Annotated in this window: 22 protein-coding genes; 7 read left to right on the top strand and 15 right to left on the bottom strand. The window is 65.3% G+C overall.

Features of this window, described 5'->3' with window-relative positions:
- Positions 1-15 precede the first annotated feature (15 nt).
- The 9 genes from AC1Q7F_RS12990 to AC1Q7F_RS12950 all read right to left on the bottom strand — a co-directional run bounded on the left by AC1Q7F_RS12990 (position 16) and on the right by AC1Q7F_RS12950 (position 10100).
- Complete coding sequence (locus AC1Q7F_RS12990) at positions 16-600, bottom strand: hypothetical protein (RefSeq protein ID WP_492507407.1); 585 nt, start codon at positions 598-600, stop codon at positions 16-18.
- Between the two features lie 98 nt (positions 601-698).
- Positions 699-1886, bottom strand: a complete 1188-nt coding sequence (gene bktB, locus AC1Q7F_RS12985; protein WP_492507405.1) for a beta-ketothiolase BktB — start codon at positions 1884-1886, stop codon at positions 699-701.
- 124 nt (positions 1887-2010) lie between these two features.
- Positions 2011-2793, bottom strand: coding sequence for an enoyl-CoA hydratase (locus tag AC1Q7F_RS12980; RefSeq protein WP_492507403.1), 783 nt, complete (start codon positions 2791-2793; stop codon positions 2011-2013).
- Positions 2794-2808: 15 nt separating this feature from the next.
- On the bottom strand, positions 2809-3951 hold the full coding sequence (locus tag AC1Q7F_RS12975) for an isobutyryl-CoA dehydrogenase (protein ID WP_492507401.1): 1143 nt from the start codon (positions 3949-3951) through the stop codon (positions 2809-2811).
- Between the two features lie 108 nt (positions 3952-4059).
- Complete coding sequence (locus AC1Q7F_RS12970; protein WP_492507399.1) at positions 4060-5559, bottom strand: CoA-acylating methylmalonate-semialdehyde dehydrogenase; 1500 nt, start codon at positions 5557-5559, stop codon at positions 4060-4062.
- A gap of 110 nt (positions 5560-5669) precedes the next feature.
- Positions 5670-6611, bottom strand: a complete 942-nt coding sequence (locus AC1Q7F_RS12965; RefSeq protein ID WP_492507397.1) for a glycosyltransferase family 25 protein — start codon at positions 6609-6611, stop codon at positions 5670-5672.
- Between the two features lie 31 nt (positions 6612-6642).
- On the bottom strand, positions 6643-7791 hold the full coding sequence (locus AC1Q7F_RS12960; protein WP_492507395.1) for a class I SAM-dependent methyltransferase: 1149 nt from the start codon (positions 7789-7791) through the stop codon (positions 6643-6645).
- Positions 7792-7844: 53 nt separating this feature from the next.
- Positions 7845-8501 carry an SAM-dependent methyltransferase gene (locus AC1Q7F_RS12955; protein ID WP_492507394.1) on the bottom strand — a complete coding sequence of 219 codons (657 nt, stop codon included), beginning with the start codon at positions 8499-8501 and terminating at the stop codon, positions 7845-7847.
- A gap of 42 nt (positions 8502-8543) precedes the next feature.
- A complete protein-coding gene (locus AC1Q7F_RS12950) occupies positions 8544-10100 on the bottom strand; it encodes a hypothetical protein (protein WP_492507392.1) in 1557 nt (518 codons plus the stop codon).
- Between the two features lie 216 nt (positions 10101-10316).
- On the opposite strand from AC1Q7F_RS12950, the gene AC1Q7F_RS12945 reads away from it, so the two are divergent.
- From AC1Q7F_RS12945 to AC1Q7F_RS12930, 4 genes are all read left to right on the top strand, one after another.
- The gene (locus AC1Q7F_RS12945) at positions 10317-10922 is read left to right on the top strand and encodes a helix-turn-helix domain-containing protein (RefSeq protein ID WP_492507390.1); all 606 of its coding nucleotides are present in this window, start codon (positions 10317-10319) and stop codon (positions 10920-10922) included.
- A gap of 123 nt (positions 10923-11045) precedes the next feature.
- Complete coding sequence (locus tag AC1Q7F_RS12940) at positions 11046-12425, top strand: aspartate aminotransferase family protein (protein WP_492507388.1); 1380 nt, start codon at positions 11046-11048, stop codon at positions 12423-12425.
- Complete coding sequence (locus AC1Q7F_RS12935; RefSeq protein ID WP_492507386.1) at positions 12422-13810, top strand: glutamine synthetase family protein; 1389 nt, start codon at positions 12422-12424, stop codon at positions 13808-13810. The genes AC1Q7F_RS12940 and AC1Q7F_RS12935 overlap by 4 nt, the downstream gene beginning before the upstream one ends.
- A gap of 73 nt (positions 13811-13883) precedes the next feature.
- Positions 13884-15569: a YjbH domain-containing protein gene (locus tag AC1Q7F_RS12930; RefSeq protein WP_492507384.1), complete on the top strand. Its 1686-nt coding sequence runs from the start codon at positions 13884-13886 to the stop codon at positions 15567-15569.
- 198 nt (positions 15570-15767) lie between these two features.
- On the opposite strand, the gene AC1Q7F_RS12925 is transcribed toward AC1Q7F_RS12930, so the two are convergent.
- Positions 15768-17192 carry an ATP-binding protein gene (locus tag AC1Q7F_RS12925; RefSeq protein ID WP_492507382.1) on the bottom strand — a complete coding sequence of 475 codons (1425 nt, stop codon included), beginning with the start codon at positions 17190-17192 and terminating at the stop codon, positions 15768-15770.
- Positions 17189-17959 (bottom strand): response regulator, encoded by a 771-nt coding sequence (locus tag AC1Q7F_RS12920; protein ID WP_492507380.1) that lies wholly within the window; start codon positions 17957-17959, stop codon positions 17189-17191. Before AC1Q7F_RS12920 ends, AC1Q7F_RS12925 begins: the two co-directional genes overlap by 4 nt.
- A 182-nt stretch (positions 17960-18141) precedes the next feature.
- Between AC1Q7F_RS12920 and ybaK the strand changes: the two genes are divergently transcribed.
- Both ybaK and AC1Q7F_RS12910 read left to right on the top strand, forming a co-directional pair.
- Entirely contained in the window at positions 18142-18630 is a 489-nt protein-coding gene (gene ybaK, locus AC1Q7F_RS12915; RefSeq protein WP_492507379.1) for a Cys-tRNA(Pro) deacylase, read from the top strand.
- Between the two features lie 161 nt (positions 18631-18791).
- Positions 18792-19817 carry a GGDEF domain-containing protein gene (locus AC1Q7F_RS12910; protein ID WP_492507377.1) on the top strand — a complete coding sequence of 342 codons (1026 nt, stop codon included), beginning with the start codon at positions 18792-18794 and terminating at the stop codon, positions 19815-19817.
- A gap of 36 nt (positions 19818-19853) precedes the next feature.
- On the opposite strand, the gene AC1Q7F_RS12905 is transcribed toward AC1Q7F_RS12910, so the two are convergent.
- Positions 19854-20417 (bottom strand): hypothetical protein, encoded by a 564-nt coding sequence (locus AC1Q7F_RS12905; protein ID WP_492507375.1) that lies wholly within the window; start codon positions 20415-20417, stop codon positions 19854-19856.
- A gap of 98 nt (positions 20418-20515) precedes the next feature.
- On the opposite strand from AC1Q7F_RS12905, the gene AC1Q7F_RS12900 reads away from it, so the two are divergent.
- On the top strand, positions 20516-21130 hold the full coding sequence (locus tag AC1Q7F_RS12900; protein WP_492507373.1) for a calcium-binding protein: 615 nt from the start codon (positions 20516-20518) through the stop codon (positions 21128-21130).
- Positions 21131-21181: 51 nt separating this feature from the next.
- On the opposite strand, the gene AC1Q7F_RS12895 is transcribed toward AC1Q7F_RS12900, so the two are convergent.
- The 3 genes from AC1Q7F_RS12895 to AC1Q7F_RS12885 are packed head-to-tail and all read right to left on the bottom strand — an operon-like array spanning position 21182 to position 26006.
- Positions 21182-22588 carry an efflux transporter outer membrane subunit gene (locus AC1Q7F_RS12895; protein ID WP_492507371.1) on the bottom strand — a complete coding sequence of 469 codons (1407 nt, stop codon included), beginning with the start codon at positions 22586-22588 and terminating at the stop codon, positions 21182-21184.
- Positions 22589-22611: 23 nt separating this feature from the next.
- A complete protein-coding gene (locus AC1Q7F_RS12890; RefSeq protein WP_492507369.1) occupies positions 22612-24594 on the bottom strand; it encodes a MacB family efflux pump subunit in 1983 nt (660 codons plus the stop codon).
- On the bottom strand, positions 24591-26006 hold the full coding sequence (locus AC1Q7F_RS12885) for an efflux RND transporter periplasmic adaptor subunit (protein WP_492507367.1): 1416 nt from the start codon (positions 26004-26006) through the stop codon (positions 24591-24593). Before AC1Q7F_RS12885 ends, AC1Q7F_RS12890 begins: the two co-directional genes overlap by 4 nt.
- Between the last annotated feature and the right edge of the window lie 88 nt (positions 26007-26094).

Genomic DNA, 26094 nt, shown 5'->3' with positions numbered 1-26094 from the left:
GCCGGCTGCAAAGCCTCACTCGTGCCCCCACGGCGCCGGCGGCGGCGTCACCGGTCTGGTCAGGTCGAAGCTGACGCGGAACAGCCGGTCGGGACGCGACAATTCATAGGTGAATTCCGTGCCCGGCTTCACCTCCATGGCCCAGACATTCTGCTGTGCGCCGGGCGGCAGCTTCTGCTGGGTGAACATCGCCTGTGAAAAGGCATCGACGGGGAATTCCTGCCGCTCCGCCATGCCTGGGGCAGCGGTGTCGCCGCCATACTGGGTCACCGCATCCTCCGTCCCGTCCTTGTGCCGGTGATCGTGCTTCAGGCGCAAGCCGGCGGCCGTGCGGGTGATGATCCAGGTGCGCGACCGGTCGTCACCGACATGGAAGGGGATCTTCACCTGATCCTTGCTGCATTCACGCACATGCATGGTCAGCACCTTGCCGGCGAACGGGTCGTTGGCGGCGTTGGGGGCGGTATTGGCGACGATCCTGCCCTCGAACGCCTGGCCGCACAGCGCGGTGAGCCGGGCCAGGAAATCATCGGCCGACGCAGCAGCGGCCGGCAAGGTCAGGGTGACGGCCAGCGCCACCAGAATGTTACGTATGCGCATGAATCCAACCTTTATCTTGATTATTGGTTGGCCGGAATGAATCGGCCCGCCGCACCATTCCGGTGGGCGGGCCGATCGTAACCGGATTTGGCAGGTGCTTACAGCCGTTCGATGACCATGGCGATGCCCTGGCCGCCACCGATGCACATGGTGATCAGACCATAGCGGCCGCCGATACGCTCCAGTTCATACAGCGCCTTGACGGTGATGATGGCACCCGTGGCGCCCACCGGATGGCCCAGGGAGACGCCGGAACCGTTGGGGTTGACCTTGTCGGCGGGGAAACCCAGTTCCTTGGCCACGGCACAGGCCTGGGCGGCAAACGCCTCGTTGCTCTCGATCACGTCCATGTCGGCCACGGTCAGGCCGGCACGTTCCAGGGCGATGGGCACGGCATGGATGGGACCCAGGCCCATCACCTCCGGCTCCACCCCGGCATGGCCCCAGCTGATGATACGGGCCATCGGCTTGGCCCCGCGCTTTTCGGCCTCGGCCGCCGACATCAGGACGACGGCGGCGGCACCGTCATTGACGCCTGAGGCGTTGCCGGCGGTGACGGAACCATCCTTCTTGAAGGCGGGCTTCAGCTTGGCGAAATCGGCCTCAGTCGCGTCGGGGCGGAAATGCTCATCGGTGTCGAACAGCTTGGTGCCGCCCTTGACCTTCACTTCCACGGGCAGGATCTGCGACTTGAACCGGCCCTCCACGGTCGCGCGGGCGGCGCGGCGATGGCTTTCCAGGGCCAGCGCGTCCTGGGTGGCGCGGTCGATCTCGTGGCGGGCGGCGATATTTTCGGCCGTGATGCCCATATGGATCTTGTGGAACGGGTCGGTCAGGGCGGTGACCAGCGCGTCGATGACGGCGGCGTCGCCCATGCGCTGGCCCCAGCGCACCGACGGCATGATATGCGGTGACCGGCTCATGCTCTCCGCACCGCCAGCCACGGCCACGGCGCATTCACCCAGCGTGATCATCTGCGCGGCCGAGATGATGGCCTGCACGCCGGAACCGCAGAGCCGGTTCAGCGTCAGGGCGGGGGTGGCCACGGGGATGCCAGCCTCCACGGCCGCCACACGCGCCAGATAGGCGTCTTGCGGCCCACTGGGGATCACCTGGCCCATCACCACATGCTGCACGTCGGCGGGCGCGATGCCGGCGCGGCTGACGGCCTCCTTGATGACCAGGGTGCCCAGCTCCGCCGGGGACAGGTCCTTCAGGCTGCCACCGAAACCGCCAATGGCGGTGCGGGTACCGGCGACGATGACCACTTCATTCAAGGCGCTCATGGGCGTGATCCTCCAGTTTCATTTATTTTGCGTCGCAATAAATAATCGGTCGGTAGTGCCCTGGCAACCGTTACAAAAGCAATGGGGCGGAAACATTCTCTGTTTCCGCCCCCGTCCGATCCGCTCACTTGCCCGTGAAACTGGGCGGCCGCTTCTCCGCGAAGGCGGCCATGCCTTCCTTCTGGTCGGCCAGGGCGAAGGTGGAATGGAACACCCGGCGTTCGAACAGCAGACCCTCGGTCAGCGTCGCCTCGAACGAGCGGTTCACCGCCTCCTTGGCCATCATGGTGGCGGGGCGGGAGAAGCTGGCGATCTTTTCCGCCGTCTTCAGCGTCTCGTCCATCAGGTCGGCCAGCGGCACGATGCGGGCCACCAGACCGGAACGCTCGGCCTCTACAGCATCCATCATTCGGCCGGTCAGGCACATTTCCATGGCCTTGGCCTTGCCGATAGCGCGGGTCAGGCGCTGGGTGCCGCCCGCACCGGGGATGGTGCCGATGGTGATCTCCGGCTGGCCGAACTTGGCATTATCGGCGGCGATGATGAAATCGGCCATCATGGCCAGCTCACAGCCGCCCCCCAGGGCATAGCCGGCGACGGCGGCGATGGTCGGCTTGCGGCAGGTGGCCAGGCGGCCCCATTTCTTGGTGATGAAGTCGTTCAGATAGGCATCCATATAGGTGAAGCCCATCATCTCCTTGATGTCGGCACCGGCCGCGAAGGCTTTTTCCGAGCCGGTGACGACGATGACGCTGATCGACGCATCATCCTCGAAAATGTTCAGCGCCTTCTCCATGTCGGTCACCAGACCGTCGGAAAGCGCGTTCAGGGCCTTGGGCCGGTTCAGCCGGATGATGCCGACGGCGCCCTTGGTTTCCACCAGGATGTTTTCATAGGTCTCGGTCATTTTCCCCTACCTGTCTTATGCACCCGCCAGCAGCCGGCGGGCGATGATCACGCGCATGATCTCGTTGGTGCCCTCCAATATCTGGTGGACGCGCAGATCCCGCAGGATGCGTTCCACCGGATATTCCCGGATGTAACCATAACCGCCATGAAGTTGCAGCGCATCATTGGCGACGGTGAAACCGGCATCGGTGGCAAAGCGCTTGGCCATGGCGCAGTAGAGGGTGGCGTCGGGATGGCCGCGATCCAAGGCGGTGGCCCCGCGATGGACCATCAGGCGCGCGGCCTCCAGCTCTGTCGCCATGTCGGCGAACTTGAACTGCAAGGCCTGGAAATCGTTCAGTTTCTTTCCGAACTGCTGGCGGACATCCATGTGGGCGCGGGCGGCCTCCAGGCAGGCCCGCGCGCCGCCCAGGGAGCAGGAGGCGATGTTGAGGCGGCCGCCATCCAGGCCCTTCATGGCGATCTTGAACCCGTCACCCTCTTGCCCCAGGCGGTTGGCAACGGGGACGCGGCAATCTTCAAAGATGACCTGGGCGGTGGGCTGGCTGTTCCAGCCCATTTTCTTTTCCGGCTTGCCGAAGGACAGGCCGGGCGTGCCCTTTTCCACCACCAGGCAGGAGATGCCCTTGGGGCCGGGGCCACCGGTGCGGACCATCACCACATAGATGTCCGACGCCCCGCCGCCGGAGATGAAGGCCTTGGACCCGTTCAGGACATAATGGTCGCCATCGCGCTCCGCCTTGGTGCGAAGGGAGGCGGCGTCGGAGCCGGCCCCCGGTTCGGTCAGGCAATAGCTGGCGAAGGTCGCCATGGAGAACAGGTCGGGCAGCCAGCGGGCCTTCTGGGCATCGTCACCGAACGTGTCGATCATCCAGGCGGCCATGTTGTGGATGGAGAGATATGCGGCCGTGGAGGGACAGGCGGCCGACAATTCCTCAAACAGGATGGACGCGTCCAGCCGGCCCAGGCCGGTGCCGCCCTGGGCTTCCGAACAATAGATGCCGGCAAAGCCCAGCTCCGCCGCCTTGCGCAGCGTGTCGACGGGGAAGATGTGATGCTCGTCCCATTCGCCGGCGAACGGCGCCATATGCTCGGCCGCGAAACCGCGGGCCAGATCCTGGATGGCGCGCTGGTCTTCGGAAAGATCGAAATCCACGGGGCGATCCTGTCGAGAGGGAGGGGGGCACGCCCCATTTACATCATCTTCACCGCCTTCCCCGCGAAGGCCGGGAAGGCGGAATTTTGCGGAGCAGGAAACCCGCGATCACCCCATGGTCGGAATGACGAAGCTGGCGCCCGAGCGGATGCCCGACGGCCAGCGCGACGTTACCGTCTTGGTCTTGGTGTAGAAGCGGATGCTGTCCGGCCCATGCTGGTTCAGGTCACCGAAGCCCGACCGCTTCCAGCCACCGAACGTGTAATAGGCCAGCGGCACCGGGATCGGCACATTGATGCCGACCATGCCGACATCGACGCGGGCCGCGAAATCGCGCGCCGTATCGCCGTCGCGGGTGAAGATGGCGACGCCATTGCCATATTCATGGTCGCTGGGCAGGGCCAGCGCGGTCTCATAGTCCGGGGCGCGCACGATCGACAGGACGGGGCCGAAAATCTCCTCCTTGTAGATGCGCATGGCCGGCGTCACGCGGTCGAACAGCACGCCGCCGACATAATAGCCACCCTCATAGCCCTGCAGGCTGATCTCGCGGCCATCGACCACCAGTTCGGCCCCTTCCGCGATGCCGATATCGACGTAGGACTTCACCTTTTCCAGATGCTGCTTCGTCACCACCGGGCCGAAATCGGCCTTCTCATCCGTGGAGGGGCCGACCTTCAGCGAACGGACGCGCGGGGCCAAGCGTTCGACCAGGGCGTCGGCCGTCTTCTCCCCCACCGGCACGGCGACGGAGATGGCCATGCAGCGTTCGCCGGCCGAGCCGTAGCCAGCGCCGATCAACGCGTCGGCCACCATGTCCAGATCGGCATCGGGCATGATCAGGGCGTGGTTCTTCGCACCACCGAAGGCCTGCACGCGCTTGCCGTTGGCCGTGCCGCGGGTGAAGATATATTCGCCGATGGGGGTGGAGCCGACAAAGCCGATGGCCTTGATGTCGGGATGGTCCAGAATGGCATCGACCACCTCTTTGTCGCCGTTGACGACATTCAGGATGCCCTTGGGCAGGCCCGCCTCATACATCAGTTCGGCCAGCATCAGCGGCACCGAGGGATCACGCTCCGACGGCTTCAGGATGAAGGCATTGCCACAGGCGATGGCCGGGGCGAACTTCCACATCGGGATCATGGCGGGGAAGTTGAACGGCGTGATGCCGGCCACAACACCCAGCGGCTGGCGCATCGAATACATGTCGATGCCGGGGCCGGCCCCTTCCGTATACTCGCCCTTCAGCAGGTGCGGGATGCCGATGGCGAATTCCACCACTTCCAGCCCGCGCTGGATATCGCCACGCGCGTCGGGCAGGGTCTTGCCATGTTCCAAGGCCAGCTTGCATGCGATCTTTTCGAAATCGCGGGCCAGCAGTTCCAGGAACTTCATCAGCACGCGGGCGCGCTTCTGCGGATTGGTGGCGGCCCAAAGGGGCTGGGCGGCCTTGGCATTGGCCACGGCTGCGGCCAGTTCGACCGTGCTGGCCAGCGGCACCTCGGCGGAAATCTCACCCGTCATCGGCGTGAAGACGGGGGCGTAACGGCCGGACTTGCCCTCTACACGGGCGCCGCCGATGAAATGGTACAGCTTCTCGACCAATGGATCCTCCCTCGGGTTATTGGCCAGGAAGGTGGCACGGGGGCCGGCGCACGGCAAGGCGCGGTTTGGCACAAACGGATGTGCGCCAAATCCCATGCCGGGTCGCGGCGTCAGTCCGGCTTCTCGACCGGGGCGGGCAATTCCAGGCCGACATCCATGACGGGAATATGCGTGAACTCATTGTAATAGGCTTTGTGCTGCAGAAGCTGCAGCCAATAGACGACATTGCGGGCGACCCGCATATCCGGCGCATATATATGATTGTCGGTGACATCCAGGAACCACTGGTTGATCGCATTCTCCGGATCATAATGGATCGACAGCATGCGGCGGGTACAGTTCAGTGCCTCCATATGGAACTGATGTATGGTCTGCGCGTCGCCGCTCAGGCGCAGATAGGGGGCCTGACTGAGGTCTGCATGGCGGGACGGGGCGGTGATGAAGGGAAAGATCAGAAGCCCCAGCAACTGCTTGTGATAGAGGCAAGCCCGCAGGCAGATGTCGAAGGGGAAATCGATGACGGCCCGCTGATCGGCGAAGACCTCCGCGAATTTATGCCGCGACGCCTTGTTCACGATATAGGATGTCGATCCCGTGAAGGCATAATTGAAATTCTCCAGATTGATCAGCCGCAGCTGGTTTTGACATTGCAGTTCCTTGAGCTTCAGGAATACCGGCACTTCATAACCGCTGAGCAGGGTGACCTCGGTCAGCAGAATATCCCACTTGTCGGGGGGCAGTTTATCGACCAGCTGCTCGATATAATCGCCACATCCGGGTGCGAAATCGCAATCATCCTCACAGACCATGATATGGGCGTCGCTGCTGGACTGCCGCATCACGCATTCATAATGGCTGATATAGTTGCCCTTGTAGGGCCCGCTCTGCTTGCCCGCGTTGGACAGCACCTCGGGACTGTCCTTGCTGAAGGCAGCGAAGCGGTTCAGCGTCCAATTATCCGAAAAGCCGGCCTTGGCATAGCTGGCCTCCAGCGTCTCCCGGCGGTCCGGGGCGCTGTCGAGATTGATGTAGAACAACTCGAACTTGGCCATCAAATTAACCCCTCGATGCAACTGCTGCCGGTCATTTGCGCGCAAACGCCCATACCATGATGGGCATATCGGGCTCTTTATCCCGTAAATGGATCACGATATCATCCGTTTCCGCCGGGTGGACGGGGCCGACCAACCCGGCATCCATGTCGGCACGGTTTCCCCAGGAACCGGTGACCACGTTTTCCGGTGCGAAACCGGCATATTCGAACAGGTTGCGCAGGCCTGATTGCGTCCAGCGCGTGTAGTCATGCCGATGGGGATCAAGGCGGACGAACAGGGGCGTGGTGACCAGCAGATAGCCGCCAGGATTGAGCCCTTCGCGCATCGTGGTGATCCCCAGCCAGGGGGTGGGCACATGGTTGAGGACCTGTTCGGCGATGATCACGTCGAAACCCTGGCCATCCGCGCGGCGGGCCACATGCCGGGTGATGTCGAATTCCGGGAAACCGGCGACCGAATATTCCTTGAATCCAAATTTCTGCCAGGCATTGCCTGACACTTCCAGGCAGGCAAGGTTCGCATAATCCAGCGTCTGCATCAGCCGCCGGGTTTCCTGGTTCATCACGGTATGGCACCAACCGGCCTGCCCCGGGGAGACGCCGTCCGGGCGATGGTTCGCCCCCATGCCCAGACGCCGCTGGTTCTCGCGCGCCAACGCTTCTGCCTTTGCCTCGGCCTGGCGGAACATGTGCGGATGCACCAGATCGAAATGGGAAGGGAAGGCGGAAGTGGCCGTGTCCCCGCGCACAAACAGCAGCAGGTTCTGCCGGCACCAGATGGGAAACCGCTCATCATCCCACACGGTGCGGCGCAGAATGTCCTGGGCCGCGAAACCGCGGGCGGCAAAGGCCTGCACCCAATGGGACGGCCATTGGCAATTCACCAGCCGGTCGCCATCCTGACCGGGGGCGGAGGCTGCGAAGACGATGTGGGTGGCCCCGTCGCATAACTGGTTCAGCAGCAAATCCGCCTGTTCGGGCGCCACCCGCTCCGCCAGGCCCAGGGCCAGCACGACGCGGGCCCCGGTTCCCGTGGCGGGCAGCAGATCGGCCACCGCGCCGACATTGCCGCCGGCATCCATGATGGCGGACCGGTCGGGCACAGCAGCGGCAATGAGCCCCGCCAGAACCTGCGCCGCATCGCCCAGGATCAGGCTCCTTGCTTTCCCTTCAGACATCCATCGTACCTTGAAACAGGACAATAGAACCAACGGCGGCGTGCCGGTCCGCCTCAGCGGGCCTTGAGGGTGAAGAAGCCGTTGCCGTCCGGCCAATAGCGTGTCCAGTTTTCCTTGATACCGTGACAGGTATAGGACTCTTCCTCGATCGCCCATCCGCAATCGATGAACAGGTCACGCCACCAATCGAAGGTCTTGGCCGTGATGTGGGTAATGTCCTTGTTATATTCCGGCACGATGAAACTGCCGGAATCATTGTCACCCGCCAGCGGGATCGCGGCGAAGACACGGGCGCAGCGGCCCTTGGCATGCGCCAGCAAGGTGCGGATCTGCGCCTCCGTCAGATGTTCGAACACATCCTTGGCGATCATCATCTCGTACCGCCCTACGAAGCAGCGGTCGTCATCGACATCGCGGATCAACCGGCAATGGCCGCGCAGTTCGGTGTCCACCATGCTGATCGCATAGTCGGAAACATCGATACCCTCCGCGTCGATGTCGAGCAGGCGCAGGGCCTTGACCAGGAAACCCTTGGCGCAGCCGAAATCCAGCACCCGCTGCCCCGATTTCAGACCCAGATTCTGGATCATGAAATGCGCCATGCGGATGGTCATTTCCGGCATCCAGCGATAATTCATATATCCTGATTTGCCGACAACGACACCGCGTTCAAAATAATCCTCGTCATACGCGCCCGTGGTATCAGCCATTTTCCCATAATTATTATCAGGCTTGTGCATGGTGCCCATCTTTCAAGGGAAGTTCTGGTGCTGCAGGTCCTGCGGCACTCGGATCGAACTATAATCGCTGGTATTCTTCAAGGCCTTCACGGTGGCATTGTTGCGCATGAAAAGGCAGGCATGGCAAATCTCGCGTGGGTCGAAATAGGGCTGCAGCGGGTCCACATACAGTTTTTCGACCTGATCATTGCGCACCGTGCCCCATTTGGAGGCATTGAAGCGCCGTTCGGAGCTGTTGGCCGCATCCTTCGGCCCCTCCTCCGTCAGCACGGTGACGCTGTCGCAGGGATAGCAATAGGAATAGCCATTATCATCGTGGCCGGTCGTATCCCAGAAGACGTTGTAGGATTGCAGGAAGCATTGCCCCTCGCTCCACAGGTCCAGCGCCTCCCCCTCCGTGCCATGATATTTCAGCTGCTGGAAGGTGCGTGAGGTCGCGATGCCCTTTTCATCCACCAGCCCGGCGCGGAACAGCTTTTCCGCCAGATGATGGTGGGCCAGCAACTGTGCCGAGCGGCCCAGATTGCAATCGGTCAGCACGCGCACATATTCAAACCCGTTCTCCACGGCGGCCTTGTCCAGGCGTGCCAGGATGCCGTCGCCCGACCAGGGCCCGTCGACATAGGACAGGCCCACGGTGACGGCCGGATTATGCTTCAGCACATCGGGGATATATTGCTTCTCGAACAAGCCGCCGGGATAGAAGGCCGATGCCTCCGGCGGGGTCACGGAAATGCGCACCCATTTGAAATGGGTATAGATTTCATCGGGGATCGATTGCGGAAAGCCGTTGGTGATCAGCCCCAGGTCAATCTCGCGTTCAGCCAGCCAGCGCACGAATTCCACGAAATGCGGCCACAGGTTCGGCTGCCCGCCACCCGACAGGATCAGACCGCGCAGCCGGATGTCACAGCCATGCAGGCGGCGATATTCCTCATTATAGGTGGGGAACTTCTCCCGGTTGAAGGCAGCCTGGTCCTCATAGAGGGTGGTGACGAAACGCTTGGCCTCGTCCAGCGTGATGCTGTCCTTCTTGTTGCGGGCGATGGTCGAACAGAAATGACAGCGCGAGGCGCAGACTTGGCTGTTCGTCATCGTGGCGCGGATGATCGACGAAAAGCCCGTGTCGCGCAGCTTGTTGAAAATCGGCCAATGCGCCGCCAACTTGGCACCGGTGGCCGTGAAGCTTTTCTCCGTCGTGCCCAGCTGGTGGCGCACATCCTCCGGCCGGGGTGCCGTCAGGGCCACGGAAGCCTGGCCACTGGCCAAGTCGCGGGCATGGATGGTGAACGACTCCGTATGGCCGCGCTGATCGAAATTCTGGAAAATGAAGGCCGCGACCTCTGGCGTGATGGATGGGTGGCCGGCCACTGCCCCCCCATCATCCAGCTCGATATAATTGCTGTGCACGGCGCGGTGGCCAGCGCCGATGGCGGGAATCAGCGTCAGTTCCGGCTTTCCGGCACGACGGTTGAGGCCATAGGACAGCTTGTAGCCGCTGGTTTCCAGCTCGATCGCCGGTCCGTCGCCCGTTGCCGCCTGGATGAATGGGTACACCACCTGGGTCAAATCACACCTTCCTGCCTTGGCGCCTTGAATATAGGGGCATTTCAGGAATGCTGGGAGAGGTTCATGTGCCGGCCGCCCGCTTTCGATGGAGATTACCTGACAACGCGGGGATTTTCCTAAAAACCAACCTATCCGTTTGGACTAATCCCGCGACCTTTCCGGGAAACGTTGCTGATGTATGTTTCCTTGGAAGTCTGTCAGGGGAGACATCCACAAGTGCAACATCATGACGGCGTCCATCTGCGCATGATGCGGACCGCGCGGGGCATGAGTCTGGCGGCGTTGGCGACGTCCGCTGGCCTGTCGAAAAGCGAGATCTCCAAGCTGGAGAACGGTGTCAGGCCTTTTCGGCCCGACCATGTGATCCGGCTGGCCAAGATCTTCGGCGTCGGCCCCACCGAGATGCTATCCCCGGCCAGCCCGCTGCGCTCCATGCTGAGCGAGAGCAAGGCTGACGCGGAACTGCCTGTATATGAGGGCCGCGACCTGGCGCGCGAAGGCGTGGAGGCCAAAGCCGCCGGCATCGTCGCCCGCCCGCCGCAAATGCGCGGCGTCCAGGGTGCCTATGCCGTGACGGTGCATGACCTGTCGAACATGCCGGCCATCGGCATCGGCGCCACGCTGCTGGTCAACCCCAACACGCCGGCCAATGTCGGCGACCTGGTGATCAACCGCATGGATTTCGCGCCCCTGGCCTTCTATGTCCGCCAGGATGACGAGGGCGTGATCTATGGCCTGACCCTGTCGAAGAAACGAGTGGAATTGTCCATGGATGACCTGGACAGGCTGCACCGCGTGGTCGGGATCTGGTTTCCGCACTGATTTCTCGGCCGTTTCTGCCGGTGCCGGGCGCCGCCATCCGACGGCGGTTTCACCCTGCCCCTTGACGCGTCCCCCGCGACGCCCCGACAGTTGGCGGACTGTCGGGGTTACGGGAGCGCTTGCATGAGGGACGGTTCCGGCGGCATCGCGGCCGCCACGATCCAGGCTTTAACGGCACTGGAGCGGCAGCGCTTCATCGATACCCATCCCGACACCAGGGCCCGCGTCGGCGCTGGCCTGCCCGGTTATTATCAGGGCGTGCCCATGCATTGGATGCGGGATTGGCCCATGCCCTTCCCCCTGCTGGTCACGTCGGCCCAAGGATCGACCCTGACCGACAGCGACGGCCATGTGCTGGCCGATTTCTGCCTGGGCGATACCGGTTCGATGTTCGGCCATTCCCCCGCCCCTGTGCGCGACGCGCTGGTGGCGCAGGCGGGCAAGGGGCTGACCTATATGCTGCCCACCGAGGATGCGCTGGCCGTGGGCAGGCTGCTGGCCGAACGGTTCGAGCTGCCGCACTGGCAGGTGGCGACCACGGCCACCGATGCCAACCGCTTCGCCCTGCGCGTGGCCCGCGCGGTGACGGGCCGGGCCAAGATCCTGGTCTTCAATGGCTGCTATCACGGCACAGTGGACGAAACCTTCGTGCGGCTGGTCAATGGCGTACCCGCCAACCGGCCGGGCCTGCTGGGCCAGGTCACCGACCTGACGGCAGATACGCGCGTCGTGGAGTTCAACGATATCCCGGCACTGGAGGCAGCCCTGGCCGACGGGCAGGTGGCGTGCGTGATTACCGAACCGGTGTTGACCAATTGCTGCATGGTGCTGCCCGATCCGGGTTTCCACGACGCCCTGCGCCGGGTGACGCGGGATACGGGCACGCTGCTGCTGATCGACGAAACGCATACGATCTCCACCGGCCCCGCCGGCTATTGCGGGGCGCACGGGCTGGAGCCTGACCTGTTCGTGCTGGGCAAGCCGGTGGCCGGCGGGGTGGCGGCCAGTGTCTGGGGCTTCACCGACAATGTGGCGCGGCGGCTGGACGCGGTGCGGGCGGCGACCCCGGCGGGCCATTCCGGCATGGGCACCACCCTGTCGGCCAATGCCCTGGCGCTGGCCTGCATGCGGGCAACGCTGGAGCGGGTGATGACAGCGGACGCCTATGCCCATATGGAGGCGCTGGCCGGGCGGCTGGCGGCGGGGCTGGGCGACGCCATCGCCGCCCAGGGGCTGGACTGGCATGTGGTGCGGGTGGGGGCCAGGGTGGAGTTCATCTGCGCGCCCGGCCCGCTGCGCAATGGCAGTGAGGCGGAGGCGGCGCATGCCGGGCCGCTGGAACAGGCCATCCATCTGGCCCTGCTGAACCGCGGCATCCTGATTGCGCCCTTCCACAATATGATGCTGGTCTGTCCGGCCACGACCATGGCGCAGGTCGATGCGCTGGTGGCGGCATTCGCCGAGGTGGCGGGGATATTGGCCAAAGGGAAGGTCGCGGCATGAAGGTGCAGATCGCCCCCTGGGCGGAGGCGGAAGCCTTCCTGGCCGCCCATCCGGACGTGGAGGCCGTGGATATCGTCCTGACCGACGCCAATGGCATCGGACGCGGCAAGATCATCCGCCGGCATGAGCTGGAGGGGCTTTATAAGCAGGGCCGCCACCTCCCCTCCTCCATCCTTGGGCTGGATGTGACGGGGGAGGATGTGGAGGAAACGGGGCTGGTCTGGTCGGTGGGTGATGCCGATCTGCGGGCCTGGCCGGTGCCCGGCACCCTGGTCCCCCTGCCCTGGACCAGCCCGGCCCGCGCCCAGGTGCTGGTCAGCCTCTACCATCTGGACGGCACGCCCCATGGTGCGGACCCGCGCCACGCGCTGGCGGCACAGTTGGCGGCGCTGGCGGCCGACGGGCGCTATCCGGCCGGCGCGTTCGAGCTGGAATTCTATCTGCTGGATGCAACGCCCGGTGCCGATGGCAAGCCAAGGCCGGCATCCATGGCGCTGGACGGGCGGCGGCATGGGCAGGTGCAGGTCTACGGGCTGGACGATCTGGACGGGATGCAGCCCTTCTTCGGGCCGGTCTATGATGCTGCCAAGGCGCAGGGCCTGCCGCTGGAAACCCTGATTTCCGAATATGCGCCGGGGCAGTATGAGCTGACCCTGCATTACCGCACCGATCTGCTGCGCGCGGCCGACGATCTGGTGATGCTGAAGCGGCTGGTGCGGGCGCTGGCGCGCCGGCACGGCATGGTGGCCTGTTTCATGGCCAAGCCGCTGGCCGGACAGGCGGGATCGGGGATGCATCTGCATGTTTCCCTGAATGACGGGCAGGGGTGCAACCTGTTCGCGGAAGCCGACGGGGCGGCGTTGCCCACCGCGCTGCTGCGCTACGCCATCGGCGGGCTGGCGGCAACCATGGGTGACGGCATGCTGGCCTTCGCGCCGCATGCGAATTCCTGGCGGCGTTTCGTGGCCAAGCTTTATGCGCCGGTGCAGCCGACCTGGGGCATCAATGACCGGTCGGTGGCGCTGCGGGTGCCGGCGGGGCCGGTCGCGGCCCGGCGGCTGGAACACCGGCCAGCCGGCGTTGATGCCAATCCCTATCTGGTGGCGGCGACGGTGCTTGCCGGCATCCGCCATGGCATCGCCCAAGGCATCGATCCCGGCCCGGCGGCAGACTATCAGGGTTTCACCCAGGAAACGCCGTTCGCCCGCACCATGCCCGCCGACTGGCGCGCCGCCATCACCCAGGCACAGGGGTCGGACTTCCTGAAAGGGGCGCTGGGGCCCGACCTGCACCGCGCGTTTCTGGCGATCAAACAGGCGGAATTGCTGCGCGTGGCGGGGATGGTGCCAGACATCGACTACCAATTGTATCTGCATCAGGTTTAAGCACCGACTGGTGATTGATTTTCCTGGCACTCATGATGAATAGTGCAGGCGTGTCGTTCATCACCAAGGCCGCATGCGCCCGATCCTCGCCCTGATCCTGCTGCCGCCGCTGGCCCTGCCCTGCCGGGCCGCGGGTCCGCCGTCGGACCAGCCCAGCGCCTGGCTGCCGGCGGCGGGATCAGCCTGGATCGCCACGCACACACCCAGCGACAATGTTCCCGGCCTGACCTTCGCCATGCGCCCCATCCGGCCGCTGGTGGCCGCCATCCGCCAGGGCGATGCGGGGGCGGAAGCCGATTTCGCGGTCGAACTGGCGGATGGGCGGGGGGCCCTGCCCCTTCTGGTGCTGGACAGCCGCGGACATGGCGGCAGCCGGACGGAACGGCTGGACGCTCTGTTGCTGGGCGCGCGGCTGGGCGATGCGGAAGCCAGCACCGGCATGGCGCGGGCTGGCGATGGCGTCTTGCATCCGCTGCTGCATCTGCGTCTGCCAGTGCGCGTGGCGCGTGTGCGCGGCTGGCTGTCGGGGGGGCTGGGCGGACCGGACGGGGCCATGCTGGAGGCGGCCTGGACGCTGGAGCCCGGCAGGGTGTTGTCCTTTGGCTGGCGCCGGGATCGCGGTCTGATGGCGGGGGCCACGTTCCAACTGGCGGGGAGCGCCCATGCGGAGCCGCTGTTCGGCCTGTCGCGGCGGCCGGATGGCGGGGCCTTCACCGATATCGGGCCGTTCCAGTCAGCCGGTGCCGCCTTCCATGCCGCCCTGCCCAAGGACGCCGTGGTGCCACCCCGCGTCACGCTGTCCAGCCATCGGCTGGGGTTGCCAGGTGTGGAGGTTGGGCTGCTGGGCACGGATGTGGCGGCGCTGCGCCGACATCGGCTGAGTGCGGCGGAACTGCGGCGCCATGCCCGGTTCCGCCGGGCGGATACGCCCGGCAGCCTGTCGCATCATTGGGAAGCACAGCTGGACGTGATGTCGGAGCTGGAGCCGGGGGCGCGTGGCGACCTCTGGGCCAGCCGGCTGTCGGCGGGGCTGCGGCTGCACCTGCTGCCCTTTGCCGGCCTGATCCTGACCGGTGAGGGACGGGTGGCGACCGCCGCCTATATCCCCTGGCCCAGATGGGAGCCGCCATCGGCGGGGCGGGATGATGCGGCACTGTACCTGCACCGGCGGTACAGCCTGGACCGGGCGCAGATGGCCTATGTCCGGGCGCTGTCACCATCGCTGGATCTGCTGGTGGAGGGGGGGCATCTGGATGCGATGTATGGCGGCGGCGGGGCGGAGCTGCGCTATCAGCCGCTGAAGGCCCGCTGGTCGGTCGGGGCAGTGGCGCATCATGTGTGGAAGCGGCCGCCGACCGTGCAGACCATCTATCGCGGCACGGGCCGGACCACGGGCTTCGTCAATGCCGGGTGGGAGGGGCGCGACGGCGGCACCCGCACGGAACTGGCGCTGGGCCGCTACCTGGCCGGCGACTGGGGCGGCACCTTCACCCTGTCGCGGCAATTCGGGTCAGGGCTGGAACTGGCATTGGATGGCACGGCGACGCTGCGGACCAGCCGGCTGGGCTTGAGCCTGACCCTGCCGCTGGCCGGACTGGGTTCGCATGTGGAGACGCTGGCACGGGTGCGGGTCCGGCCGCTGGCGCGCGAGCATGCCGAACGGCTGGACCGGGCGCTGAGCCTGTCGGACCTGCGCTTTGCGGCGGGGTATGGCCGGGTCAGCCATGATTGGGACCAGGGGTTGCGGCGGGGATGGTGATGTCAGTAAATGGCTTTAGCGTGTTTCAGGTTTCGATAGAATCTTCTCTCTCGCCTTCCCGGCGAATGCCGGGACCCAGGAGCCAAAGGCCCGACCTATCGGCAGCTTTGATGATGCTGCGTCGAGGTTTGATCCTGTGGCCGCTGGGTCCCGGCTTGTCACCGGGAAGGCGATAATAAAAGGGATGTAGACCTTCAATCACGCCGCCTTGCGGTAGACCAAGCCATCCACCGGCGGACCGGTCACAATGGGCAGGGTGACGACGGCGTCCAGGCCGCCATCGGGACGGTTGGACAGGCGGATGTCGCCGCCATGGCCGCGCACCACGGAACGGGCGATAGACAGGCCCAGGCCGACCCCGCCGGTGCGGCGGTTGCGTGACGCCTCCAGCCGTACGAAGGGTTCGAACACCCGCTCCATATCGGTCACCGGGATGCCCGGCCCGTCATCGGCGATGATGATCTCCGCCCCCGTCCCGTCGCTGCGGATGGAAACGCGCGCCGTGCCGCCATAGGCCAGGGCGTTTTCGATCAGATTGCGGACCGCGCGGCGCAGGGAACTGGTGCGGCAGGTCAGCGGCAGCCGGTCGGCGGCGGTGAAGCTGACCGGGTGGCCGGTATCGGCGAAATCATCGCACACGCTTTCCACCAGGGTGGACAGGTCGGCGCGCACCGCCTCCTCCCCCAGCTCCTCACGCGTGAAGGACAGGGTGGCCTCCACCGTCGCTCGAAGTTCGTCGAGCGTTTCCAGCATGCGGGCCTTCGTCTCCCCCTCCTCCAGCAACTCCACCCGCAGGCGCAGATTGGTGATGGGGGTGCGCAGATCGTGGGAAATGGCGGCCAGGATGCGGGTGCGGTCATCCACGAAGCGGCGGATGCGCGCACTCATGGCGTTGAAGGCATGCGCGGCGCGGCGCGCCTCGTCCGGCCCGCGCTCCGTCTCCAGCGGCGGCACGCTTTCACCCCGCCCCAGCCGGTCGGCGCCGTCGGCCAGGTCACGCAGGGGCCGCGACAGGCGGCGGGAGATATAGAAGGTGGCCAGCGCCACCATCAGGATGGAGGTCAGCAGGGTCCAGGTCGATGTGCTGCTCCACACCGTCGGCTGGATCACACGGCGGTTGACGGCGTTCAGCCATTGCCCATCGGGCAGGCGGATGGAGAATTTCATCCCCATCTCCACCGGGGCGATGGCGGCCCAGGGATTGTGGAACCAGCTGGGATCGGCATTCTCCGACTTGTTCCACATCTTGAACAGCACCGCACTGCGCGGCAGGTCCAGCAGGTCCATCAGCCGGTCGCGCGCCGCGACGGCCTGCGGGTCCTTCAGTTCATAGTCGGGGCGGATGAGGGGCTGGTCATCCACGGTATAGCGGGTTTCCCGCGCATGGATGGCGCCCAGGGTGGTGACGCGCAGTTCCGGCGGCAGAGTGCCCATGATGCGGCTGGTATTGGCGATGCGGGGCAGCATCTCCTCCAGATGCGTGCGGCGCACGGTGGCGGCCTTGTCGTCCAGCGACGCCGTCCAGCTGCCGAACTTGGCCACCAGCATGGCGCCGACCAGCAGTGCCACCATGTGGGTGAACAGGCTGCGCGGCTGGCGCAGAAAGGCGGCCAGCCGCCTCATGCCGCCTTGACCTCCGTCGCCAGGCAATAGCCCCCACCCCAGACGGTCTTGATCAGGGTCGGGTTGCGGGGGTCGGGTTCGATCTTGCGGCGCAGGCGGCTGACCTGATTGTCGATGGAGCGGTCGAATACGTCCGCCTCCCGCCCCTTGGTCAGGTCCAGCAGTTGTTCGCGCGTCAGCACCATGTTGGGATGGCGCACGAACGCCTCCAGCAGGGAGAATTCCGCCGTGGAGAGCGAGACGACGACGCCGTCCGCCCCCAGCAGTTCCCGCCGGTTCAGGTCCAGCAGCCAGCCATCGAAGGTCAGGCGGCTTTCCTCCCCCTTCTTGCGGCCGCCGGTCACCGGCAGGCTGTGGGCGCGGCGCAGGACGGCGCGGACCCGGGCCAGCAGCTCGCGCGGCTCGAACGGCTTGGTGACGTAATCATCCGCCCCCATCTCCAGCCCGACGATGCGGTCGGTGGGCTCCCCGATGGCGGTCAGGAAGATGACGGGCGTGTCCATGGTCTCGCGGATATGGCGGAACAGGCTCAACCCGTCCTCCCCCGGCATCATCACGTCCAGCACGATCAGGTCGGCGGCACAGGCGCGCAGGCGCCGCCGGGCCGCCGCCGCATCCTCCGCCGCCGTCACGCGCATCCCGTGCTTTTCCAGGAAGCGGGTCAGGGTTTCGCGGATGTCGCGGTGGTCATCGACCAGAAGGATATGGGGGTTCTCTGTCGCCTGCATCGGGTTCGGGGGTTCATGGATCGCCAGGAACCCGACCATGGCACGGCCGGCCCGCCACGGGAAGGCGTGACCGCGTCCCAAATTGTATCGGTTTATGACAGCCCTGATGCGGCCGCTCTGTCGCCAAAGCGCTTCAGGCAGGCTGGCCATAAGGCTTGACCCGCCGGGTCCCGCCCGCAAAAGATGGGCCCCCCTTTCCCCTGATGGAAGACCCGACCCTCATGTCCGCCAAGGCCACGCCCGCCGTGAATGCGCTGAAATCCGCCGGCGTGGCGCATCGGTTGCTGGAATATGATTACGATCCGGATGCCGACGCCATCGGCATGGCGGCGGCCGCCGCACTGGGTGTCGATCCGGCCATGCTGTTCAAGACGCTGGTGTCGGATGTGGACGGGATGGGGCTGGTCTGCGCCGTCATCCCGTCGCCTGCCCGGCTGGACCTGAAGGCCCTGGCCAGTGCGGCCGGGGGCAAGCGGGCGGCGCTGGCCGATCCCAAGGTGGCGGAGCGGGTATCAGGTTACGTCATCGGCGGCATCAGCCCGCTGGGCATGCGCAAGCGCCTGCCGACCCTGATCGATGCCAGCGCCGGCGACCTGCCGGAGATGATCATGAATGGCGGGCGTCGCGGATTGCAGATCGCGGCAGCCCCGGCCGATATCGTGCGTGTGCTGGGGGCCACGCTGGCGCCGATCACGGTCGTCAGGTCATAACCTGTTGTCCATAGGCCGATTGCTGCCGGCTGCACCCCATCCGGCCTAGGGCGCCGACCTCGGCACAGCGAATGGATAGGTATCTCGCCCCTCTCAAAAGGATATACATTTTGTTCGGTTGGTGAACCATACCGCCGCGCACAGGGTAATGGGGGACGACGATGGCGACCTTGGAAACCCTTTCCGGCGATGAAAGCTGTGATGTGCGGTTGGATGAAGCGTTGCGCCTGCATGCGCTTGAGCGTTACCAGATCATCGACAGCCAGCCCGAAGTGCAGTTCGACCGCATTGTCGCCATGGCGAAGCGGGTGTTGCGTGTGCCGATCGCACTGATTTCCCTGATCGATCAGGACCGGCAATGGTTCAAGGCGCGCGTGGGGCTGGAAGTGGCGCAGACCCCGCGCTCCCTGGCCTTCTGTGACCACGCCATCCGCCAGCGTGCCGTGATGGTGGTGGGGGATGCCGCCAGCGACCCGCGTTTTGCCGGCAATGCACTGGTGACCGGCGATCCCGGCATCCGGTTCTATGCCGGCGCCCCCCTGGTCACCCGTGACGGTCAGCCGCTTGGCACCCTGTGCGTCATCGACCTGCAACCACGCGCGATGACACCGGCGGAACGCGAGACCCTGGCCGATCTTGCCGCCATCGTGATGGATGAGATGGAGCTGCGCCTGGCCAACCACCACCTCGCCGTGCTGGCCCAGACGGACCCGCTGACGGGCACGCTGAACCGCCGGACCTTCTTCTCCCTGTGCGAACGGGAGATCGGGCGGCAAGGCCGCACGGGCTGCGACATCGCCGTGCTGCTGATGGATATCGACCATTTCAAGAAGATCAATGACAGCCACGGCCACGCGGCGGGTGACAAGGTCCTGGCCGGGTTCACGCACCGCATCAGCCAGATCATCCGCGTTCAGGATGTCTTCGCCCGCCTGGGGGGAGAGGAATTCGCCCTGGTGCTGCCGGACAGCACCCTGGCCCAGGCCGTTGAAACCGGGGAACGCCTACGCCGCATCGTGGAGCAGGCGCCGGTCCCCACCGACAGCGGCCCCATCAAGGTGACGGTGAGCATGGGGGCCGCCGCCATCCAGCCCGGCGAAGCCAGCATCGGCCCCGCCCTGGGGCGCGCCGACGAAGCGCTCTACCGTGCCAAACATGAAGGACGCAACCGGGTTCTGGCGGCGTAGGTGCCGGGGGCTCGGGTCAGAACGCAGGCCGTTCTATTACAGCGCGCCCAGTGACAGGTCAATCTCCGCGTCCCGCGCGACCAGATTGCCCAGGCCCAGGCGCCGCGCCTCCGCCCCGGCCGACAGTTCCTCCAGCGAGTAGCCGGTCTTGCCGGCAGCCAGCGACTTGTTCAGGCTGTCCAGCGTTGTGCGCCGGTAGTCCGCCGATGCCTGGCGCAGCGCCTCCACGTCCAGCCCGCCGCCCTTTTCGAACCCGGCCAGCAGTGTATCCAGCCCCGGAGCGGCGGTGGCCGTTCCCTGCCCGCCTTCGTCCGCCACCGACCTGTTGTCCTTCAACTTGGCGAAATAGTTGATGGCGTTCAGCGCCGTGTCCTGGGACATGCCGCCGCTGCTGATGAGATTGCCGATCAGGTTCTTGGTTTCATCCGACAGGGCGGAGAACAGCGAGGAGCCGGAAGAGGAAAGGCCGCGGGCGAATTCGCTGATCCGCACATCGACGGCGGGCGCCTCCTCCCGTGTTTCCAGTGGTTTCTCCGGCTCCTGGTCACGGGATATGCCGGTCTGTGGTAAATAAACCCTATTGATAGATGATATAGACATTTATGCGTCCTCATTTGATTGACTTATAGGATTATAACATATATAGACATACTCGCAACCGTCTATGTGACGGCTATAAATCCCGATGGAGATGGAAAATGGCTTTATTTCAAGGCGGCAGCAGTGCTGACTACATATCAGGCTACAGCAATGAAACTAATATCATCCAGGGATATGGAGGTAATGATACATTGTTTGGTGCCAATTATGACGACAGTATTTATGGCGGAAATGATAATGACTTAGCTTATGGCGGTGCCGGCAATGACTTTATCATGGGTGAATCTGGCAGCGATATACTGACAGGGGATGCTGGAAACGATACGCTGTATGGTGGTTCCGGCGCCGACATCCTGTATGGCGGCACGAACGATGATTCGTTGTATGGCGAAGGTGGTAATGATGATCTGGTGGGCGGTGCCGGAAATGACAAATATTACCATAATATTACAAATGGCGGATACGACTATATATCCGATACGTCCGGCACAAATGATCAGTTGATTTTGTCAGGTAGTTCTGGGGGTATCACGATTACCCGCAGTGGTAATTCGTTGATTATCTATGATGATGCCGATGCGGCGGACGGTGTCCTGGCGCACCTGATCGAGATTTCAAATTTCTACAATGGAAACATTGTCGGCGCTGGCGCAGTCGAGACGCTGGTGATCGGCAGCCAGACATACGATCTGCTGGCCCTGGGCGGTCTCTGACCGATCCCCATGGATACCCCTCCTTCCCTGGGCGAAGGAGGGGCTTGTTCCTCACACCCCCGTCCAACCCCCGCCCAGCGCGCGGTAGAGCGACACGGCGGCCTGCATTTCCGCCAGCCGCACCTGGGTCAGCTGGTCCTGGGCCGACAGCAGGGAACGCTGCGCATCCAGCAGGGTCAGCAGGTCGGTGGCGCCCTCGCGATAGCGGGTTTCGGCCAAGCGGAACAGTTCGCGCGACAGGCGCACGGTTTCTTCCTGGTACTGCCGCTGGCGTTCGGCATTGCGGGCGGCGGCCAGGGCCGTCTCCACGTCGGAGAAGCCGGTCAGGATGGCCTTGCGGTAGGTCTCCACCAGTTCCACGCGCCGGGCCTGGGCGGCCTCGACACTGGCCGACCGGCGGCCGCCGTCGAAAATGCTCTGGGCCAGGGACAGGCCGGCATTGGCCACGGCGGTGGGCGCATTGACCAGGCTGGAGATGCCGGTGCCCGACAAGGTGCCCGACAGGCTGATGCTGGCGGCGGGATAGAGGGCGGCCTTGGCGATGACGATGTCGGCACCCGCCGCCTCCAGCTGCCGTGACGCGGCCTTCAGGTCGGGCCGGCGTTCCAGCAGGTCGGACGGCACGCCCACGCCGGTGGCCGGCAGACCCAGCCCGCCCAGGCCGGTGGCCACGACCGGCAGGTCACCCGGCGCCCGGCCCAGCAGCACGGCCAGACTGTTGAACGCCGCCAGTTCCTGCTGGCGCAGGCCGGGCAGTGCGGCGCGCTGGCTGGTCAACGAGGTGCGCTGCTGCGCCACCTCCAACGCCGTGGCGGCACCATTGCGGTAGCGGGCATCGACCACCTTCATCACGCGTTCGGCCAGTTCCAGGTTTTCCTCCGCGCTGCGGATGCGGTCGCGCAGCGACAGAACCTGGAAATAGGTGTTGGCGACGGTGGAGGTGACGGTCAGCGCCACTGTTTCCTGGTCCAGCCGGCTGATGGCGGCACTGATGGAAGCACTGTCGGCGGCGGCCCGGTTGGCGCCCCAGAAATCCAGCTCATAGCTGGCCGACAGACCGACATTGGTGCCGGTGCGGCCCGACCGGCCGCCGGCACCCGACGCGTCGCTTTCCTGCCGGCTGATCCCGGCGGACCCGGTCAGGCTGGGCAGCAGGTCGGCACCGGCGGCACGCGCCCTGGCATCGGCCTGCAGCAGTCGGGCGGCGGCGGCGGCCAGATCGGGATTGGCCTGGCGCGCATCGGCCAGCAGCGACACCAGTTCCGCCGACCCGAACCCGCCCCACCAGTCGGCGGCGGGCCAGGGCGTGGCGGCGGTGGCCGCATCGGCCTGTTTCCAGGCCTGGGGCGGGGCGACGGGGCTGGCAGTGGAACCGTAATCGCCGCCGGCACAACCCGACAGGAAAGCGGTGCCGGACAGCAGCAGGGGCAGAAGCAGGCGGGAGGTACGGGCGATCATGCGGATCATCCAGGAAATAAGGTTCAGTCAGACGCCAGCGCCACGACGGGATCCAGCAAGGCCGCCCGGCGGGCGGGCGTGTAGCCGAAGATCAGACCGGTGGCAAACGCGCAGGAGAAGGCCAGCAGCATAGGCGACAGGGTCAGCTGGATATCGACCTTGAACAGGGTCAGGAACAGCGAGATGCCGATGCCCAGCCCCACGCCGATGACCCCGCCCAGGGCGGAGACCAGCAGCGCCTCCAGCAGGAATTGCTGCATGACATGGCGGGCGCGGGCCCCCGTGGCCATGCGGATGCCGATCTCCCGTGTCCGTTCCGTGACATTGACCAGCATGATGTTCATCACCCCGATACCCCCCACCAGCAGAGAGATGGCGGCAATGGACCCCAGCAGGATGGTCAAGGTCTCGCGGATCGCCGACAGCGTGTCGATAACGGAAGCAGTGTTACGGATCTGGAAATCCTCCGCCTGATGGCGGGCGGTCAGCAGGCTGGTGATCAGGGCCTGCGTCTCGTCGATCTGCGCCAGGTCATCGACCAGCACCGTTATGGTGCGCAGGTCGCGCCGGCCGAACAGCCGGTAGGAACCGGTGGTCAGCGGCACGAACACCACGTCATCCTGGTCCTGGCCGCCGGGACTGGCGCCCTTGGGCGACATCACCCCGATCACCTGGAACGGCACATTGCGCAGCAGGATGTAGCGGCCGACCGGGTCCTGGCCGGGGAACAGGTTGTTGGCCACCGTCTGGCCGATGACGGCCACGGGGGCATAGCTGGTCATCGCCTCCTGGTCGAAGAAGGTGCCGCTGGACGGTTCCCAGGATCGGGCCTGCTGTACATCCGGCGTCGTCGCCGTAATCTGCGTCTGATAGTCCAGGTTGCCGGCCCGCGCGGTCATGCCGCCCGAGTATTCCGGCACCGAAACGGTAACATTTGGTAGCTTCGCGACGGCCGCGGAATCCTCAGCCACCAGTGTCGCCACGCCATTGGAATTGCGCTGCCCCGGCGCGCCGGGACGCACCACCAGCAGATTGGTGCCCATGGCGCTGATCCGCTCCACCATGGCCTGTTGCGAGCCGTTGCCCACCGCCAGCATGGTGACGACCGAGGCCACGCCGATGACGATGCCCAGCAGGGTCAGGATGGTGCGGTAAAGGTTCGCCGACAGCGCGCGCTTGGCCATCATGAAGGCTTCGAACACCTCCTTGGCGGTCCAGCCCGAATCCTCCCCCTCCTCGGGCACCTGGATGGTGCGGGCAGGCACGGGCGGCGGGGCGGGCCGTTCGACGGCATGGTCGGTCGGGTGGTCGGCGACGATCTGGCCGTCCTTGATCTCCACCAGACGGCGGGCATTGTTGGCCACGTCGCGGTCATGGGTGATCAGGATGACGGTATGGCCGCGCGACGCCAGATCGGTCAGCAGGCGCATCACCTCCTCACCGCTGCGGCTGTCCAAGGCACCCGTCGGCTCGTCCGCCAGGATCACCTGGCCGCCATTGACCAGGGCGCGGGCGATAGAGACGCGCTGCTGCTGGCCGCCGGACAGCTGGCTGGGCCTGTGATCCATGCGCTCGGCCAGGCCCAGCGTGGTCAGCAGTTCCGACGCCCGCTCATGGCGCGCCACCTTGCTCATGCCGGCATAGATGGCCGGGACCTCGACATTCTCCACGGCCGTGGACATGGGGATCAGGTTATAGGACTGGAAGACGAAACCGAACGCCTCGCGCCGCAGCATGGCCAGCATGTCGCGGTCGAAGGTGGAGACGTCGCGCCCGTCGAACAGGTACTGGCCCGTGGTCGGCCGGTCCAGGCAGCCCAGGATGTTCATCAAGGTGGACTTGCCCGACCCCGACTGGCCCATGATGGCGACGAATTCACCCGGATAGATCTTCAGCGAGATGCCTTTCAGCACCTGCACCGCCATCTCGCCGTTGGAATAGGTCTTGGTGATGTCCACCAGTTCGATCAGCGGGGTGGCCTGCCCCGGATTGTGCGGCGTGCTCATAGCATCCCCGGCGGGCGCATGCGCTGCATGTTCTGCTGCTGCTGTTGCTGCTGGGCCTTCAACTGGCCGGACGACGGCTTGCGACCCACCACCACCTGATCGCCCTCGGCCAGGCCGGACACGATCTCGGCATTCACCCGGTCGCTGACGCCGACCATGACGCGGCGTTCCTCCAGCGTGCCGTCTTGCTTCAGCACCTGCACCATGCGCGGCCGTTCACGCGGGGCCCCCTCACCTGCCGGGGCACCGGCGGGGGCATTGCCGTCACGGCGGCGGCGCTGCTCGCCATCGGCCCCGGCCGGCGGCTGGCCGCCCTGCGGCGGAGCGGCGGCCGGGGGGCCGCCGGCCTGCGGCCCCGCCTGGGAACCCGCCGCAGCGGGCGGGCGCATGCGCTGCTGGAAGGCGGAAACGGGCACGCGCAGGACATTCTCGGCCGACGCGACCACGAAGAAGGTCTGCGCCGTCATCTGGGTCATCAACTCGCCACCCGGATTCTCCACATCGTACAGCGCGTTGTAGAGCACGACATTGTTTACCACCTCCGGCGTCGGGTTGATCTTGGCCAGGGTACCGCGCCAGCGGCGATCCGGCCGGCCCAGCGTGGTGAAATAGGCCTGCATGCCCAGGCGCAGGCGCGACACGTCGGCCTCCGACACCTGGGTGGTCACGGTCATGATCGACAGGTCGGCGATGCGCAGCACGATGGGGGCCGACTGGTTGGCATTCAGGGTCTGGCCCTGCTTGGCATTCTGCGACACCACCGTGCCCGACATCGGCGCATAGATCTTGGTATAGCCCAGGTTCGCCTCATCCCCGCGCAGGGTGGAATTGGTCTGCCGGATCTGGGCATTCACCGCCTTCACGGCGGCGTCGGCGGCGCGCAGCGTCTTCTCCGCACTCTGGAACGCGTCCTCGCTGGTGGCGTTCTCCGCCATCAGGTTCTTCTGGCGGGTATATTGCTGCTGGGCCAGTGCCAGTTCGGCCTGGCGCTGCGTCAACTGCGCCTGCAAATTCTCCAGCTGGGCGCGGTCGGCCTCCACCCGTGTCTGGTACACGGTGGGGTCGATCTCCGCCAGCAGGTCGCCCTGGTTGACCTGCTGGCCGACCTCGACATGCACCTTGCGCAACTGGCCCGACACCTGGGTGCCGACATCGACATAGTCGCGCGGCTGCAAATTGCCCACCGCGGTCACCGCGTCTTCGATATTGCCGCGGTCCACGCTGGCGGTCATGTAATCGCCGGCCCCGTCGCCAGTGGCCGTGCTGCCCGCCTGCCACCAATAGACACCGGTAGCAATGGCCAACAGCCCAAGCCCCAGCAGGATGTTGCGACGGCGGAACAGGGAGCGTTTGGGGCGCCCTCCGGGTGGCTTGGCATGGGCCTTGGTCGTCACTTGGGGCGCAGGCTGCATCATCGCTTCTTTGGCAAACGGGTTGGCGCGTATGAGCCTTATACGCCGCGCCTGCGAAGACCCTGCGGCGAAATTTCTTTAAATTTTT

The organism is Niveispirillum sp. GW835-FHT14G11 (genome assembly GCF_058793615.1).
Note: the sequence above shows the minus strand (reverse complement) of the source record. Positions and strands in the feature narration are given on the sequence as shown.

What these genes read in the sequence shown, in the direction of transcription:
- ybaK (WP_492507379.1), top strand. Translation starts at nt 18,142, where the DNA reads ATGTCCGCCAAGGCCACGCCCGCCGTGAATGCGCTGAAATCCGCCGGC.
- AC1Q7F_RS12980 (WP_492507403.1), bottom strand. Translation starts at nt 2,793, where the DNA reads ATGACCGAGACCTATGAAAACATCCTGGTGGAAACCAAGGGCGCCGTC.
- AC1Q7F_RS12960 (WP_492507395.1), bottom strand. Translation starts at nt 7,791, where the DNA reads ATGTCTGAAGGGAAAGCAAGGAGCCTGATCCTGGGCGATGCGGCGCAG.
- AC1Q7F_RS12930 (WP_492507384.1), top strand. Translation starts at nt 13,884, where the DNA reads ATGCGCCCGATCCTCGCCCTGATCCTGCTGCCGCCGCTGGCCCTGCCC.
- bktB (WP_492507405.1), bottom strand. Translation starts at nt 1,886, where the DNA reads ATGAGCGCCTTGAATGAAGTGGTCATCGTCGCCGGTACCCGCACCGCC.
- AC1Q7F_RS12895 (WP_492507371.1), bottom strand. Translation starts at nt 22,588, where the DNA reads ATGATCGCCCGTACCTCCCGCCTGCTTCTGCCCCTGCTGCTGTCCGGC.
- AC1Q7F_RS12905 (WP_492507375.1), bottom strand. Translation starts at nt 20,417, where the DNA reads ATGTCTATATCATCTATCAATAGGGTTTATTTACCACAGACCGGCATA.
- AC1Q7F_RS12955 (WP_492507394.1), bottom strand. Translation starts at nt 8,501, where the DNA reads ATGGCTGATACCACGGGCGCGTATGACGAGGATTATTTTGAACGCGGT.
- AC1Q7F_RS12885 (WP_492507367.1), bottom strand. Translation starts at nt 26,006, where the DNA reads ATGCAGCCTGCGCCCCAAGTGACGACCAAGGCCCATGCCAAGCCACCC.
- AC1Q7F_RS12940 (WP_492507388.1), top strand. Translation starts at nt 11,046, where the DNA reads ATGAGGGACGGTTCCGGCGGCATCGCGGCCGCCACGATCCAGGCTTTA.
- AC1Q7F_RS12935 (WP_492507386.1), top strand. Translation starts at nt 12,422, where the DNA reads ATGAAGGTGCAGATCGCCCCCTGGGCGGAGGCGGAAGCCTTCCTGGCC.
- AC1Q7F_RS12910 (WP_492507377.1), top strand. Translation starts at nt 18,792, where the DNA reads ATGGCGACCTTGGAAACCCTTTCCGGCGATGAAAGCTGTGATGTGCGG.
- AC1Q7F_RS12900 (WP_492507373.1), top strand. Translation starts at nt 20,516, where the DNA reads ATGGCTTTATTTCAAGGCGGCAGCAGTGCTGACTACATATCAGGCTAC.
- AC1Q7F_RS12965 (WP_492507397.1), bottom strand. Translation starts at nt 6,611, where the DNA reads ATGGCCAAGTTCGAGTTGTTCTACATCAATCTCGACAGCGCCCCGGAC.
- AC1Q7F_RS12890 (WP_492507369.1), bottom strand. Translation starts at nt 24,594, where the DNA reads ATGAGCACGCCGCACAATCCGGGGCAGGCCACCCCGCTGATCGAACTG.
- AC1Q7F_RS12925 (WP_492507382.1), bottom strand. Translation starts at nt 17,192, where the DNA reads ATGAGGCGGCTGGCCGCCTTTCTGCGCCAGCCGCGCAGCCTGTTCACC.
- AC1Q7F_RS12920 (WP_492507380.1), bottom strand. Translation starts at nt 17,959, where the DNA reads ATGGTCGGGTTCCTGGCGATCCATGAACCCCCGAACCCGATGCAGGCG.
- AC1Q7F_RS12990 (WP_492507407.1), bottom strand. Translation starts at nt 600, where the DNA reads ATGCGCATACGTAACATTCTGGTGGCGCTGGCCGTCACCCTGACCTTG.